Below are 14836 nucleotides of genomic sequence, written 5' to 3'. Positions count from 1 at the left end.
ATCGTACTTAAAAAGCATACACTACAAAGACATAGATTAGAGCCGAAATGGCCTCAAGTAAAGTGGAAGATTTCGTAAGGAACTGGGGAGGTAGACAAGAGCCAAGTATCGGCGAAAGAATAAAGAATGCGTTTAAGCCACAGCGACCATTAAGGTATAGATTGGTAATGGCAAACTACAGACTAAGGACAATGGTAAGTCGTCTTGACGTTTACATTTCAAGATTACAAGAGAGAGATAGGACCCTATTCGAAAAGGTTGTAGAATCACAGATGTCTAAGGATACAGCTAGAGCGGCTATGTATGCTAATGAAATAGCTGAAATTAGGAAGATTTCCAGGCAATTAATTACGACACAAATTGCTCTAGAGCAAGTACAACTAAGGCTAGAGACGATAACTGAGCTTGGAGATGTATTTAACAATTTAATACCAGTACTTGGTGTTATAAAAGAGCTAAGAAATGCGATGAAAGGAGTTATGCCAGAGATAAGTCTGGAGCTAGCAGAATTAGAGGAAGGATTGCAAGAGGTAGTTATAGAGTCAGGAGACTTCACCGGTGCGCCAGCCAATTATGGCGCTTCAAGCCCAGAGGCAAGGAAGATATTGGAGGAAGCTTCTGTTGTTGCTGAACAGAGAATGAAGGAGAAGTTCCCAGAATTGCCAAGCTTCGTTACCTCTACTCAGAAAGTATCTAATCAAGAACAGAAATAATATCTGATTCATAGTTTTTTCCCTAAGGTTTATACGGTAAAATAGTTTTTTAAGGTGTAGGTTGGTAATATATATTGGGGAGTTTCCTTTTGGTTGAGGCAATTAGTAGTGAAGAAGATCTCATTCTCGATGTAAATCAAGTTACTAAGGATATGGTACAACTAGCTGGAGGAAAAGGCGCTAACCTTGGGGAGTTAACGAGTATTGGAGTTAGAGTACCTCCAGCCTTTATACTTACTTCTAAAGCTTTTAAATATTTTCTTGAATACAACAACCTTTTCGACAAAATTAGAGAGACTTTGAAGAGTTATGAAACCTCAGAGGAAGCTAGTGAAAGAATAAAACAATTGATAAAGAACGCTAAGATGCCAGAGAAATTAGTTAGCATGATATATCAAGCTTATGATGAATTGAGTAAAAAAGTTGGAAAAGAAATCTTAGTAGCTGTAAGGTCTTCAGCTACTGCAGAGGATATCGAGACAGCCAGTTTTGCTGGACAGCAGGATACTTATCTTAATGTTACTAAGGATGAACTTATTGATAGGATTAAGGATGTATGGGCTAGTCTCTATAATGCAAGAGCTATAGAATATAGAAAGAGTAAAGGTATAGACGATTTATCAGTACTTATAGCTGTAGTTATTCAAAAAATGGTTAATTCAAGATCTGCTGGAGTAATGTTTACTTTACATCCAGTTACAGGAGATGAAAAGTATATTATGATAGAATCTAATTGGGGTTTGGGAGAAAGTGTAGTTGGTGGTGAGGTTACCCCGGATGAGGTTTTAATAGAAAAATCTACATTAAGAATTGCAGAAAAAAAGGTTTCCAATAAGAATATTAAAATCGTATATGATAAACAACTTAAGAAGAATGTTACTATTACCTTAGATGAGAAGGAATCCAGATCAATGAGTATAACAGACGAAGAGGCGATAGAACTAGCAAAATTAGCACTTAAGATTGAAGAGCATTACAAGAGGCCAATGGATATCGAGTGGGCTATCGATAATGATCTAAGTTTCCCTGAGAATATCTTTATAGTTCAAGCTAGACCAGAAACTTTCTGGTCTTCTAAAAAGAAAGAAACTAAGAGTGCTGTGGAAAAGAGTTCTGCTTCCTTAAGTGGCAAAGTATTAGTTAGAGGGCTTGCAGCGTCTCCAGGTATTGCTTTTGGTAAGGCAAAAATCATACTTGACATTAAAGATCCTAAAGTCCATGAGTTCAAGAAGGGTGAAATCTTAGTTACTAAAATGACAGATCCAGATTGGGTACCGTTAATGAAGATGGCTGGGGCAATAATAACAGATGAGGGAGGGATGACAAGCCATGCCGCTATTGTATCCAGAGAATTGGGAATCCCAGCTATAGTTGGTAGTAGAGAAGCAACTAAGGTAATTCAAGAGAATCAAGAGATTACTGTAGATGCAATTAGGGGTATTGTGTATGAGGGTAAGGTACTACAGGCCACGGAGAGTGTATCCACACAAACCCAACCATCTACTGGAATTCAAGGAATAAGTAGGGAAGTTCTATTGAGTCTTTATCCAGTTACTGCAACTAAAATCTATATGAACTTGGGTGAACCAGACGTTATAGATAAATATTTGGATCTTCCCTTTGATGGAATAGGCCTTATGAGAATTGAGTTTATAGTAAGTGAGTGGATTAGATATCATCCGCTTTATCTAATAAAAATAGGTAATGCGGAATTATTTGTGGACAAGTTGGCTGAGGGTATAGCTAAAGTAGCAAGTGCAATATACCCTAGACCAGTTGTTGTTAGATTTTCAGATTTCAAAACTAATGAATATAAGAAATTGATTGGTGGAGAGGAGTTTGAACCAGAGGAGAGGAATCCAATGATAGGTTGGAGAGGAGTATCCAGATATATAAGCAGAGAATACGAGCCAGCATTTAGGCTAGAGGTTAAGGCTATACGTAAAGTAAGGGAGGAGATGGGACTTAAGAACGTATGGGTAATGTTTCCCTTTGTCAGAACTACATGGGAGCTAGAAAAGGCTATAAAAATAATGGAGGAGGAAGGTTTAAGAAGAGATTCAGATTTCAAGGTATGGATAATGGCTGAAGTTCCATCGGTTGTAGTTCTTGCTGAAGAATTTGCGAAGATAGTTGACGGATTCAGCGTAGGTAGTAACGATTTAGCACAATTAACTTTAGGTGTTGACAGGGATTCTGAGTTACTAGCGAGGATGGGATATTATGATGAGAGGGATCCAGCTGTTTTAGAGTCCATAAGAAAGCTAATCAAGGCTGCTCATAAGTATGGCAAAACAGTATCAATATGTGGGCAAGCACCTAGTGTTTATCCAGCAGTTGTTGAATATTTAGTCAAAGCTGGAATAGATAGTATTAGTGTAAATCCAGATGCAGTTATTAATGTTAGGAGGCAAGTAGCTTCTATCGAACAACAAATTATACTTAGAAACCTTAACGGAAAAAGAAGAATAAATAGATAATTTTTATTATTTTTTATTGTAACAATTTTTACATATTCTTCTAGCGCCGTCGAAATACGCTGTGCACTCTTCGCAAACTATATTTCCGCATACTTCACATGAGCCTATTGATAAGTGTTTTTGGCAAATTTTGCATAGGCTCATTTCACAAACTTTACAAATTTCTTTATCCATTATGTAATCATTACTACACACTTGCCTTCCACATAAATTGCACTTAAAAAGTGAGATATTCTCTTCACAGATTTCACATTTCAATGAACTCTTTAAACCACCTATAGGCTTCTTCGTCATCTTTAGCTTGAATTGGTGGGTGTTTAAAGTAAAATGCAGATACTTTTTCAAGTGGACCACCTATCTTTCTATCCAGGGCAACCTTAACTGCTCTTATTACATCTACTAATACTGCTGCACAGTTAGCTTTATCATCAACCTCTAAGGAAGCTTCTACTTTAATTGGCATACCTGCAAATGCACTTCCTTTTACGTAAATGTAAGCTACTTTAGTATTTCCTAAAAATGGAACATAATCGCTAGGCCCTATCCTTATTTTTCCCTCACTTTTTATTACCTCTCCGTTATCCAGTGTACTAGTTACTGCTTCTGTTTTGCTTATTCTTTTAGACATTAGCCTTTCTTCTGTCTTCATGTTCAGAAAGTCTGTATTCCCGCCAACATTTAATTGATAAGTTTCCTCAACTTTTACTCCTCTTAATCTGAAGAGTGAAGTAATTGATCTATGGAATATGGTAGCCCCTAATTGACTTTTAATATCATCACCTGCTAACGGTAAGTTTTTCTCTTTAAATTTGTTAGGAAAGTAACCAGAAGGGTCGCTAGCAATAAACACGGGTATTGCGTTTATAAATGCAGTTCCTGCCATTAGTGCTATATTTGCATATGTTCTCGTTGCATTTTCACTTCCAACTGGCAATAAATTAAGTAGAATTTCTGCTTTACTAGCCTTTAATTCATCTAATGCTTTTTCTAATGTGCCATCATAAGTAGGATTAAAAACGCTAATCATATGTTGAGCTACACCATCAAGAACCGGCCCAGCACTTACTTTTACGCCCTTCTTTTCCATGTTAACTATCTTTGGTGTAATATTTGGAGGTTGAAATATGGCCTCTGCAATATCCTTTCCTATTTTATTTTTCGAAACGTCAAATGCTGCTACGATCTCTATATCGGTAATTTTGTAACCTCCAATTATCGGGGTAATTAGTCCCTCATAATAATTGTCGCCTTTTGATTTATAATATTCTATTCCTTGAATTAACATTGATGCACAATTACCTAAGCCAGCTATTGCTACTCGAATCATCAACTTTAAGTAAAATAACTAGATAAAATATGTTGTGATGAAAGGGAAAAACAGATCTGTGAAGAAGTGGAGCGACACTGAGGTGCTTGAAAATGTTAAAGCGTATGTATGCTCGTGTGTATGGATTAGTGCAAGGTGTTGGTTTTAGAAAATTTGTTCAAATTCACGCTATAAGGTTAGGTATAAAGGGGTATGCTAAGAATTTACCTGACGGTTCAGTGGAAGTAGTTGCAGAAGGTTATGAGGAAGCGTTAAATAAATTATTGGAACGTATTAAACAAGGTCCACCGGCAGCTGAAGTGAAGAAAGTAGATTACTCGTTCACTGAATATAAAGGAGAATTTGAGGATTTTGAAACATACTAAAAGTTTATAAGGTAAAAACATTTATAGTGTATCGGTGTTTTTAATGTACCAATGGTAAAAGAAGACGAGATTTTGCCTAAGTATTGGTACAATATAATTCCTGATCTACCTAAACCCTTACCTCCACCAAGGGATCCACAAGGAGCTGATTTCTCGAGAATTGATTTATTAAGGAGTATACTACCTAAGGAGGTATTAAGACAACAATTCACAATAGAAAGATACATAAAGATTCCTGAGGAAGTAAGAGATAGATATTTATCGATAGGAAGACCAACACCATTATTTAGAGCTAAAAGGTTAGAAGAGTACTTAAAGACACCAGCAAGGATCTACTTTAAATATGAGGGTGCTACACCCACTGGATCTCATAAGATAAATACAGCAATTCCTCAAGCTTATTTTGCAAAAGAAGAGGGAATTGAGCACATAGTTACCGAAACTGGAGCTGGGCAATGGGGAACTGCAGTCGCACTTGCAGCTAGTATGTACAATATGAAAAGTACTATATTCATGGTAAAGGTAAGTTATGAACAAAAACCGATGAGAAGGAGCATAATGCAATTATATGGAGCTAATGTTTATGCAAGTCCTACAAACTTAACTGAATACGGTAAGAAGGTATTGGAGGCGAATCCACAACATCCTGGATCATTAGGTATAGCAATGAGTGAAGCAATAGAGTATGCTCTTAAGAACGAATTTAGATACTTAGTAGGTAGCGTTTTAGATGTAGTACTTTTGCATCAAAGTGTTATTGGACAAGAGACTATTACTCAACTGGATTTGCTAGGAGAAGAAGCTGATATCTTAATTGGATGTGTAGGGGGTGGGAGTAATTTTGGTGGTTTCGCGTATCCCTTTATCGGAAACAAGAAAGGCAAACGTTACATTGCAGTAAGTTCCGCGGAAGTCCCAAAGTTCAGCAAAGGGGAATATAAGTATGATTTTCCAGACTCTGCTGGATTATTACCTTTAGTGAAAATGATAACTTTAGGTAAAGATTACGTTCCACCACCAATATACGCGGGCGGGTTAAGATATCATGGTGTAGCACCCACATTAAGTTTGTTAACAAAGGAGGGTGTTGTGGAATGGAGAGAATATAATGAAAGGGAGATTTTCGAAGCTGCTAAGATATTTATGGAGACTCAAGGTATTGTACCAGCTCCAGAGTCAGCCCATGCGATAAAGGCAGTGGTTGACGAAGCTATAGAGGCTAGAAAGAATAATGAAAGAAAGACTATCGTCTTTAATCTAAGTGGGCATGGATTGTTAGATCTATCGAATTACGAATCAATGATGAAAAGGCTGAATGGAAATGGGTAAATTACTTGTAGTTTATATGACGTTAGGTTATCCCGATGTTCAAAGTTTCAAGAATTTCATTATTGGAGCAGTTAAAAATGGAGCCGACATATTAGAGCTGGGAATTCCCCCTAAATATGCAAAGTATGATGGTCCAGTTATAAGGAAGAGCTATGATAAAGTTAGAGGCCTAGATATTTGGCCATTAATAGCGGATATTAGAAAAAATGTGAGCATTCCCATAATTGCACTTACTTATTTAGAAGATTGGATTGATCAACTAGATAATTTTCTAAATATGGTAAGAGATGTCAAACTAGATGGAGTTCTATTTCCAGACTTACTTATCGATTATATAGATAATTTGGATAAAATTGATAGGACAATAAAAAATAAGGGATTAAAAAATGTTATTTTTACATCTCCTTCTGTGCCAGATTTTCTAATACATAAGGTCTCTAAGATTAGCGATTTATTCTTATATTATGGTGTTAGACCAACTACTGGCGTACCTATACCAGTATCAGTTAAGCAGTTGATTAATAGAGTTAGAAATCTGGTTGAGAATAAGCTGATAGTAGGATTTGGCCTATCAACTGAGTCAGATTTAAGAGATGCCTTAAGTGCTGGTGCTGATGGAATAGCAATTGGAACTGCTTTTATAGAAGAAATTGAAAAAAATGGCATAGAATCTGCAATAAACTTAGTTAAAAAATTTAGGGTGATATTGGATGAATATAAATGAAGTTCTTAAAAAACTCATAAATAAAACGGATTTAGAAATTGATGAGGCTGAAGAATTAGCTAAGGCTATAATTAGAGGAGAAGTTCCAGAGATTTTAGTATCAGCAATTTTAGTAGCACTAAGAATGAAAGGTGAAAGTAAAAATGAAATAGTAGGTTTTGCTAGAGCAATGAGAGAACTAGCAATTAAAATAGACATATCTAACGCAATAGACACAGCTGGTACAGGTGGCGACGGATTAGGGACAGTAAACGTTAGTACCGCATCTGCAATTTTATTGAGTTTAGTTAATCCAGTTGCTAAACATGGCAATAGGGCAATAAGTGGTAAGAGTGGTAGCGCCGATGTTCTTGAGGCCTTAGGTTATAATATTATAGTTCCTCCAGAAAGGGCTAAGGAATTAGTCCATAAAACGAATTTCGTTTTCCTTTTTGCACAATACTATCATCCTGCAATGAAAAACGTTGCCAATGTGAGAAAAACTTTGGGGATTAGAACCATTTTCAATATTCTAGGTCCATTGACTAATCCAGCCAATGCGAAGTATCAGTTAATGGGAGTGTTTTCCAGGGACCATTTGGATTTATTGTCGAAAAGCGCATATGAATTAGATTTTAATAAAGTAATTCTAGTACATGGAGAGCCAGGTATAGATGAAGTAAGTCCGATAGGAAAAACTTTTATGAAAATAGTAAGTAAACGCGGTATAGAAGAAGTCAAAGTGGATGTAACTGATTTCGGTATATCATCAATTCCAATAGACAAGTTAATAGTGAATTCTGCTGAGGATTCAGCAATAAAAATAGTTAGAGCATTTTTAGGGAAAGATGAATATGTAGCTAAATTCATTAACATAAACACCGCAGTTGCGCTTTTTACATTAGATAAAGTGAATGATTTCAAGGAAGGATATGAGTATGCTAAGTATTTAATGGAGAAATCAATAACTAAATTGAACGAAATAATCTCACTTAATGGAGATATAACCAAATTGAAAACAATAATGGTGAAGAGTGGTGGTTAAACTAAAGATATGTGGTAATGCGACGTTGTCAGATATCGTAGAGCTCTCAAAACTTAATGTGGATTATATAGGAATAATAACCGATGCCGTAAGTCAAAGATTCGTAAAGAGCGAGTTTTTAACATTTGCTAAAAAATATACTGAAAAACCTATAGTTAACGTGAAAGTTAATATTCAAATTAGTGAGATAGAAAAAGAATTATTATTATCAGATTATTTGCAGATACATAGAGTATTGGATGATTCAGAGTTAGAATTACTTAAATCATATAATTTTAGAAAAAGAATTATATTATACGTACCAGCCTCCTTCGAGTATAAGAAATACCTAGAGAGGGCTATAGATACTGTGGACATGGTATTAATAGACTCTGTAAAGAAGGGAATAGGTGTTGATTATAATGTTGTTTCGAGTTTCCTTAAGGATTATCCTTACCTAGGTGTAGGTGGAAAAATAAGTATAGATAACATTTCTAACTTTATCGATCTAAATCCCGCATGGCTTGATATTTCCAGCAGTGTAGAGATTTATCCTGGTAAAAAAGATATTAATATTGTGAAAAAAATAGTTGAGATGGTAAAATATGGAAGTTCATCCAATAAGTGAATTCGCTTCGCCATTTGAGGTATTTAAGTGTATAGAGAGGGACTTTAAAGTAGCTGGGTTACTAGAGAGCATAGGTGGTCCTCAGTATAAGGCAAGATATAGTGTGATAGCCTGGTCAACTAGTGGACATTTGAAAATTTATGATGATCCAGTGAATATTCTTAATAGTTATTTGAAAGACTTGAAATTAGTAGATATACCGGGGTTATTCAAAGGAGGTATGATAGGTTATATAAGTTATGATGCAGTAAGATTTTGGGAGAAAATAAGAGACTTAAAGCCAGCAGCTGAAGATTGGCCATATGCTGAATTCTTTGCCCCAGACAATATCATAGTATATGATCATAATGAGGGTAAAGTATACGTTAATGCCGATTTAAGCTCTGTAGGCGGATGTGGAAATATTGGTGAATTTAAAATAAGCTTTTATGATGAGTCTCTTAATAAGAGCAACTATGAGAAGATTGTTTCCGAATCACTAGAATATATAAGATCTGGTTATATATTTCAAGTTGTATTATCTAGATTTTATAGATATTTATTTGCTGGAGATCCATTAGGAATATATTATAATCTCAGGAGAATAAATCCCTCTCCATATATGTTCTACCTTAAATTCGATGAAAGATACTTAATAGGATCTAGTCCCGAATTACTGTTCAGAGTTCAAGATAACATAGTCGAAACCTATCCTATAGCTGGTACGAGACCCAGAGGTTCTGATCAAGAAGAAGATCTTAAATTGGAATTGGAATTGATGAACTCAGAAAAGGATAAGGCTGAGCACTTAATGTTAGTCGATTTGGCTAGAAACGATCTAGGTAAAGTATGTGTTCCCGGAACCGTGAGAGTACCAGAATTAATGTATATAGAGAAGTACAGCCATGTCCAACATATAGTATCAAAAGTGATTGGGACCCTAAAGAAGAAGTATAACGCATTAAACGTTTTATCAGCTACTTTCCCAGCAGGTACAGTGAGCGGAGCACCAAAACCAATGGCGATGAATATAATTGAAACGTTAGAGGAGTACAAAAGAGGTCCCTATGCTGGTGCTGTAGGCTTTATCTCAGCTAATGGTAACGCAGAGTTCGCAATAGCAATAAGAACCGCATTTCTGAACAAAGAATTATTACGAATACATGCAGGTGCTGGTATAGTATACGACTCTAATCCAGAAGCTGAATATTTCGAAACTGAACATAAGTTAAAAGCATTAAAAACAGCAATAGGGGTGAGTTAAATGGATATAACCTTAATAATAGATAATTATGACAGTTTTGTTTACAATATAGCTCAAATAGTGGGAGAATTAGGGAGTTATCCAATAGTTATCAGAAATGATGAAATAAGTGTAAAAGGAATAGAGAGAATAGACCCAGATAGGATTATAATTTCACCAGGACCAGGGACACCAGAAAAACGAGAGGATATAGGGGTATCATTAGATGTGATTAAATATTTAGGCAAAAAGACTCCAATACTAGGAGTTTGTTTAGGTCATCAAGCTATAGGTTATGCATTTGGAGCTAAGATAAGAAGAGCTAGAAAAGTATTTCACGGAAAAATAAGTAACATAATTATAGTAAATAACGCATCACCTTCACTATATTACGGTATTGCTAAGGAGTTTAAAGCTACCAGATATCATAGTCTTGTTGTGGACGAGGTCCATAGACCTCTAATTGTAGATGCGATATCTGCTGAAGATAATGAGATAATGGGCATACATCATGAAGAATATCCAATATATGGTGTACAATTTCATCCAGAGAGTGTTGGAACCTCATCAGGGTATAAGATACTTTATAATTTCTTGAATAGAGTATAGCATATGCCACGCTATCTTAAAGGATGGCTTAAAGACGTCGTGCAATTATCTTTAAGGAGGCCCCCATTTAGGGCTTCAAGACAAAAACCGATTATTTCCTTAAATGAAAGAATTTTGGAATTTAATAAGCGTAATGTCACAGCTATAATAGCTGAATACAAACGCAAATCTCCCTCTGGATTAGATGTTGAAAGGGATCCAATAGAATATGCGAAATTCATGGAAAGGTATGCAGTAGGTCTTAGTGTACTAACCGAGGAAAAGTACTTCAATGGTTCATATGAAATTTTGAGAAAGATAGCCAGTTCAGTTTCAATTCCCATACTAATGAAGGATTTTATCGTTAAGGAATCGCAAATCGATGATGCATATAACCTAGGTGCAGATACTGTATTGCTAATAGTCAAAATACTTACTGAAAGAGAATTAGAGAGTTTATTGGAATATGCCAGAAGTTATGGCATGGAACCATTAGTAGAAATTAATGACGAGAAGGATTTAGAGATAGCCCTAAGAATAGGGGCTAAGTTTATAGGAGTTAATTCAAGAGATCTGGAAACCCTTGAGATAAATAAGGAGAATCGAAGAAAGCTCCTGTCTATGATACCATCTGATGTAGTAAAGGTAGCAGAAAGCGGAATTTCTGAGAGAAATGAAATAGATGAGTTAAGAAAATTAGGTGTTAATGCTTTCCTAATAGGGTCCTCACTAATGCAAAACCCAGAAAAGATTAAAGAATTTATACTATAACGTTCTTCATATACACTTGTGGTCTCACTACTAGACTTTAACGGAAATATGTCACAAGTTACTGGAGAGACTACGTTATTGTATAAAGAAATTGCTAGAAACGTAGAGAAGACTAAGAAGATTAAAATTATCGACTTTGGGATAGGACAGCCAGATTTACCTACATTTAAGCGTATAAGAGATGCCGCAAAGGAGGCTCTAGATCAAGGCTTCACTTTCTACACTTCGGCATTCGGTATTGATGAATTAAGGGAAAAAATAGCTCAATACCTTAATACTAGATACGCTACTGACGTGAAGAAAGAGGAAGTGATAGTTACACCTGGCGCTAAGTCTGCGCTTTTCTTAGTCTTCATACTGTATATTAATCCTGGTGACGAGGTAATACTTCCAGATCCCTCATTCTACTCTTATGCAGAGGTTGTTAAGTTACTCGGAGGAAAGCCAATATATACTAATTTAAAGTGGAGCAAAGAGGAAGGATTCTCAATAGATGTGGATGATCTACAGTCTAAAATCTCAAAAAGAACCAAAATGATAGTATTCAATAATCCTCATAATCCGACTGGTACTCTATTTTCTCCTAACGATGTTAAAAAAATTGTAGATATAAGTAGGGATAATAAAATTATCCTACTATCTGATGAAATTTATGATAATTTTGTATATGAAGGTAAGATGAGAAGTACTCTTGAAGACTCAGATTGGAGAGATTTCTTAATTTACGTTAATGGATTTAGTAAGACTTTCTCAATGACTGGATGGAGATTAGGGTATATTGTAGCTAGGCGTGAAATTATCCAGAAAATGGGAGTTTTGGCTGCTAATATATACACTGCTCCTACGAGTTTTGTACAAAAAGGTGCTGTAAAAGCCTTTGATACTTTCGATGAGGTTAATGAAATGGTCAAGTTATTTAAGAAGAGGAGAGATGTAATGTATGACGAGCTTATTAAGGTTAAAGGAGTTGAAGTATCTAAACCAAATGGAGCATTCTATATCTTCCCAAATGTTAGTAAGTTACTAAAAATAAGTGGACTCGACGTCAAATCACTTGCAATAAAGCTAATTGAAGAGAAAGGTGTAGTCACAATACCTGGTGAAGTCTTTCCATTGAATATTGGTAAGGAATTTTTAAGACTAAGCTTCGCTGTAAACGAAGAAGTTATTAAAGAGGGGATACAAAAAATTAGAGAGTTTGCAGAACAGATGATGAATTCCCGATAGTAAGATTGATGAGCTAAACTCCCATGGTCTGATTAGCAGGTTTAATTTCTACTTTTTCTTCATTTGATTCTATTAGTTCAAGGTGAACTATCTTTAGCGTCTTCATCATATCTTCTTTTATCTCATTAATTAATTCAATAAATTGTGTATTTGTATATAATTTTACATTAATTGGAGTATTCATTGATAACCTATTCTTAATCTTTTCTGATCTTATTAGAGAGTTAATTTTCTTTATCATTTCCCCAATTTCTCCTACTCTTTTATCCTCTTTAATATCATCTACTTTAGGCAATTCTTCTAGGAGAATACTCTTCTTATAACCAAATAACTTAGAGTAGATTTCCTCTGTTATATGGGGTGCGATAGGATGTAGCAATACAATTATATCTCTTATTATTCTTTGTATAGTATATTTCGCGGACTTATCGTCCTCGAATAACCTATGTTTTATCATTTCTAAATATTCGTCAGCTACGATTTCCCAGAAATAGTTATAAAGTTCTTGAAGTACCACGTAAAAGTCGTAGTTTTCATACGCGTTTATTGCTTTAATTACAAATTTCTTATGTTCTTGTAAAATCCACTTATCTACTATATGCAGACTTTCAGGTTTATCAAATCTTTGTTTCGCTATAAATGGGTATACTAATCTGCTTGCATTCCATAATTTCTGTAATAACATTTTCTTCCCCTTTACTATATCCCACTTAAACGGAAAATCGTCGCCAATGCTTGCATCAAGAAGTGCCATTCTAATCGCATCTGCTCCAAATTCATCAATTCTATCTAATGGTGATACTACATTTCCCTTGCTTTTACTCATTCTAGTTCCATCTGGACCTAAGACTTGACCATTAACAAGAACTGTAGTAAAAGGTATATTATTAGCTAACATTAAAGTTCTAAAGAAGGTATAAAATAGCCAAGTTCTAATTATATCAGTACCTTGAAGTCTTAGTGATGCTGGAAAAGTCTTATTGAAAACGTTTTTATCTTCATAGAACTTGGTTAGGAAAAGGACTGTTACGCTAGAATCTATCCACACGTCCGCTACATCAGTAACTGGCTTAAGCTGCAATCCACACGATGGACATTTCTCTGATGGTGGACTTGTTTTGATAGGGTCTACTGGTAAATCTTCTTCTCTAGCTGGTATTAAATGCCCATTTTCGCAGTACCAGAATGGCAATGGGGTACCATAAATTCTTTGCCTAGTTATATTCCAATCCCACTCCATACTCTTAATCCAATCCTCAAGATAATACGACATTCTAGCTGGTTTAAATTTCATCTTTTTGTATTCTTCTAATAATTTTTGCCTTTTATCTAGAACTTTAATATATATTTGCTTTTTAACTAAGAATTCTACTGGCGACAGGCAATCACTTCTCTCAACATGTGATAGTACATTATGTTTTATTTTCTCCACTTTCGCAAGATATCCTTTAGTCTTTAAGATTTCAATCATTTTATTTCTAGCTTGTTCAATCTTTAATCCATCAATTATACCATTTGTATTTATTATCCTTCCTTTTTCGTCAACTATAACCCTAGTCGGTAAGTTATATTTCAATTGCCACTTTATATCTTGGGGATCACCATAGGTACTTATCATTACTGCTCCAGTTCCGAATTCCTTCTCTACATCTGGGTCAGATATTATCTTAACCTCGATATTAAACACTGGTACTATTGCAGTTTTTCCTATGAAACTCTTATATCTCTCATCATTCGGATTTACGGCTACAGCTTGAGTTGCTGCTAGCAATTCCGGCCTAGTAGTAGCTATAATTATTTCTCCTCCTTCTTTTAATGGGAATTTTATATAAGCAAGAATTCCATCTTTCTCTAAGTAACCTACTTCACTTTGTGCTAAAGCAGTCTCACACTTAGGGCACCAAATCACTGGTCCTTCTCTCATTTCTATCAAATTCATTTTATACATGTCAATTAGACTTTTTTGGATAATCTTTCTATAGTTCGATGCATAAGTTCTATATTCAAATCTTTCCCATTCTGGCCTATATCCTAGTCTAATCATTGCTTCTTTCATTTTCTTAATCATATCTTCTGTCCATTCTATACATTTCTGGAGAAATAGTTGCCTATTATCTTTCGGAATCCCTAATCTATACTGTACTTTTAGTTCAGTTGGTAAACCTTGTGTATCCCATCCTTGAGGTAATAGTACATTATATCCTTCTAATCTCTTAAACCTACCTATAGTATCAGCTATTGTGACCCAATATGCGTGTCCCATATGAAGTTCTCCGCTAGTAAAAGGAGGAGGAGTATCAATAACAAATCTTGGGGATTTATCGTCCTCATCTTTGAATCTAAATACGTCCTTCCAATACTCTTCACTTAACCATATCTTTTGCCATTTTTCCTCAATTTCCTTAGGATTATAATGTTTTGGCCACTCTTCCATCTTCTTTAAAATTTCATCTTGGTTT

13 protein-coding genes are annotated in these 14836 nt (G+C 35.2%); 11 read left to right on the top strand and 2 right to left on the bottom strand.

What is annotated here, in order from left to right:
- Positions 1-47 precede the first annotated feature (47 nt).
- The gene (cdvB1/B2, locus tag GFS03_RS07475; protein ID WP_153423230.1) at positions 48-713 is read left to right on the top strand and encodes a cell division protein CdvB1/B2; all 666 of its coding nucleotides are present in this window, start codon (positions 48-50) and stop codon (positions 711-713) included.
- A 74-nt stretch (positions 714-787) separates the two neighbouring features.
- Positions 788-3193 carry a pyruvate, water dikinase gene (ppsA, locus tag GFS03_RS07470; protein WP_153423229.1) on the top strand — a complete coding sequence of 802 codons (2406 nt, stop codon included), beginning with the start codon at positions 788-790 and terminating at the stop codon, positions 3191-3193.
- A gap of 247 nt (positions 3194-3440) precedes the next feature.
- On the opposite strand, the gene GFS03_RS07460 is transcribed toward ppsA, so the two are convergent.
- Positions 3441-4520 (bottom strand): inositol-3-phosphate synthase, encoded by a 1080-nt coding sequence (locus GFS03_RS07460; protein ID WP_153423227.1) that lies wholly within the window; start codon positions 4518-4520, stop codon positions 3441-3443.
- Positions 4521-4612: 92 nt separating this feature from the next.
- Here GFS03_RS07460 and GFS03_RS07455 point away from each other — a divergent pair, with 92 nt between their 5' ends.
- The 9 genes from GFS03_RS07455 to GFS03_RS07415 are packed head-to-tail and all read left to right on the top strand — an operon-like array spanning position 4613 to position 12377.
- Positions 4613-4885, top strand: a complete 273-nt coding sequence (locus GFS03_RS07455; RefSeq protein WP_153423226.1) for an acylphosphatase — start codon at positions 4613-4615, stop codon at positions 4883-4885.
- A 51-nt stretch (positions 4886-4936) separates the two neighbouring features.
- Complete coding sequence (locus tag GFS03_RS07450; RefSeq protein WP_153423225.1) at positions 4937-6214, top strand: TrpB-like pyridoxal phosphate-dependent enzyme; 1278 nt, start codon at positions 4937-4939, stop codon at positions 6212-6214.
- The gene (gene trpA, locus GFS03_RS07445; protein WP_153423224.1) at positions 6207-6938 is read left to right on the top strand and encodes a tryptophan synthase subunit alpha; all 732 of its coding nucleotides are present in this window, start codon (positions 6207-6209) and stop codon (positions 6936-6938) included. Before GFS03_RS07450 ends, trpA begins: the two co-directional genes overlap by 8 nt.
- Positions 6925-7962, top strand: coding sequence for an anthranilate phosphoribosyltransferase (trpD, locus tag GFS03_RS07440; protein ID WP_153423223.1), 1038 nt, complete (start codon positions 6925-6927; stop codon positions 7960-7962). Before trpA ends, trpD begins: the two co-directional genes overlap by 14 nt.
- A complete protein-coding gene (locus tag GFS03_RS07435; protein WP_153423222.1) occupies positions 7955-8569 on the top strand; it encodes an N-(5'-phosphoribosyl)anthranilate isomerase in 615 nt (204 codons plus the stop codon). The genes trpD and GFS03_RS07435 overlap by 8 nt, the downstream gene beginning before the upstream one ends.
- A complete protein-coding gene (locus GFS03_RS07430) occupies positions 8547-9812 on the top strand; it encodes an anthranilate synthase component I (protein WP_153423221.1) in 1266 nt (421 codons plus the stop codon). Before GFS03_RS07435 ends, GFS03_RS07430 begins: the two co-directional genes overlap by 23 nt.
- Positions 9813-10400: an anthranilate synthase component II gene (locus tag GFS03_RS07425; protein WP_153423220.1), complete on the top strand. Its 588-nt coding sequence runs from the start codon at positions 9813-9815 to the stop codon at positions 10398-10400.
- A gap of 3 nt (positions 10401-10403) precedes the next feature.
- Complete coding sequence (gene trpC, locus GFS03_RS07420) at positions 10404-11150, top strand: indole-3-glycerol phosphate synthase TrpC (RefSeq protein ID WP_153423219.1); 747 nt, start codon at positions 10404-10406, stop codon at positions 11148-11150.
- A gap of 18 nt (positions 11151-11168) precedes the next feature.
- The gene (locus GFS03_RS07415; RefSeq protein ID WP_153423218.1) at positions 11169-12377 is read left to right on the top strand and encodes a pyridoxal phosphate-dependent aminotransferase; all 1209 of its coding nucleotides are present in this window, start codon (positions 11169-11171) and stop codon (positions 12375-12377) included.
- 13 nt (positions 12378-12390) lie between these two features.
- Here the strand turns inward: GFS03_RS07415 and GFS03_RS07410 are convergent, their stop codons facing one another.
- On the bottom strand, positions 12391-14811 hold the full coding sequence (locus GFS03_RS07410) for a valine--tRNA ligase (protein ID WP_238699230.1): 2421 nt from the start codon (positions 14809-14811) through the stop codon (positions 12391-12393).
- Positions 14812-14836 lie beyond the last annotated feature (25 nt).

Source organism: Sulfolobus sp. E5-1-F, assembly GCF_009601705.1.
Lineage (GTDB): Archaea > Thermoproteota > Thermoprotei_A > Sulfolobales > Sulfolobaceae > Saccharolobus.
Note: the sequence above shows the minus strand (reverse complement) of the source record. Positions and strands in the feature narration are given on the sequence as shown.